The organism is Paraburkholderia sp. GAS32, from assembly GCF_050434225.1.
Lineage (GTDB): Bacteria > Pseudomonadota > Gammaproteobacteria > Burkholderiales > Burkholderiaceae > Paraburkholderia > Paraburkholderia madseniana.
The window spans coordinates 1-1,513 of record NZ_JBNPVS010000124.1; the positions used below are offsets into that span (position 1 = coordinate 1).

The window sequence follows — 1,513 nt, forward strand, 5'->3', positions numbered from 1 at the left end:
GTCCGTACCGCTGTCGACGCATCGATTCCTGCGATCCTGTGGTCGGGGGACACCTCGTCAGCGGTGCTCAAAAAAGTCGCCGCCAGTGGCATGCAATTTTTGTCGAAGCCGGTTTCGGAACGGAGCCTGTTGACCATACTGGCGAAACACAAGCCAAAGGCATTGACCGAACACGGGTAACAAGGATGGAAGTCGCGAGAGCGTGTTTCGCCTCGCGCACTACCAGTTCCTGTCAGGCGAGTAATGGAACACCTGTCCGTCGAATGGCTGGCGGACCGTTAGCACAATGCAGTGCATGCTGAAGCTGATACCCGGAGGCTTTCCATGACGTCCTGTACTCAAACACGACGAGAGTCTGACGAGTGCCAGAAGCACGGGGCCCGCAGATCACCGGGTGTGAGTGAAGCGGTTCAGACAACCTGGCGCCGCAAACTCGCTGAATTTGTGAATCTATTACTGGGACCAGTTGCGGCACTGAGCACCGAGCAGAATCTGCTTGTCAACCGCGAGTTATTGCGATCGCTGTCCCGTCGATCGGTGTGTTGGATCGTGCTACTGTCGGTTGGCAGCTCACTCCTGTCCGTATATGGAGCGTGGATAAAAACTTCGTATATCTTTATCTGTTTTCGCGCTGTCTGGGTTCTGGGAATGTGGGGAATGGCCGTCCCCATGGCAACATACTTACTGGAAAAGACAATGGCGCTCCCGAAGTACGCCAGCGTCAACGCGATCGAACGGATGCACTGGGAATGGACTGCACTGGTCATACTGACATCGTCCTGGTGGGCGGCGGGTAGCTTCGGATTAATCCCACCCGACTTCTCGAACCATGCTCCTTACATAAAATTGGCCAGGTTTGGTTTCTTCGAGTATACGTTGATCAGCCATGCATTTACTTTGCTGCTGCTCGCACCCAGTCTCCGCGCGGCTTTGGGCTCACTCGTGCCCGGCTCTATTCCATTCTTGTTTAGTATCGTACCGCCTCTATTTGTTTATCGACCATGGATGCTTGTCTTTTATACGGCCCAGCTCATTGGCCTTTGTTTCATCGCATGGCTTATTTTCCATAATCAGAAACGCGCGTGCGTAAAAGGGATTATTCTTGATGAGGCGAGATCGCGGGCTGAAGCGGCAAAGGCGGAAAAGAACCAGCTCATCGCCGCGATAAGCCATGACTTGCGTCAGCCGCTCACCACGCTCGGCCTGAAGTTGAATTATCTTGGGCGAAACATTGAATCGACCCGGCTGGCCGAGGACGTCTCGATTGCGCAAAGGCAGGTGGATGCAATGGAGGATATGATCAACGGCGCACTGGATATCTGCCGCCTCGAAGCTGGAACCTGGAATGTAGAAATTCAGGAAGTGGTGCTACCTTCCCTTTTACTCGACATCGTTGTGGATATGCAGCCGCTGGCCGGGGCCAAGGGGTTGAAGTTGGGACTCCACAGCCGCCCCTGTCTGGTCCGTACGGATCGACATGCACTGGACAGGATCGTCCGGAATATGGTGATCA

General features: G+C 54.3%; 2 protein-coding genes. Both read left to right on the forward strand.

Annotated elements, in window-relative coordinates; genetic code table 11:
- Positions 1-180: hypothetical protein (locus P3T25_RS48470; protein ID WP_429364869.1), on the forward strand; the 180-nt coding region annotated here is incomplete at its 5' end.
- 216 nt (positions 181-396) lie between these two features.
- Positions 397-1,513, forward strand: a 1,117-nt coding sequence (locus P3T25_RS48475) for a sensor histidine kinase (protein ID WP_429364871.1), incomplete at its 3' end; no start/stop codon positions are given.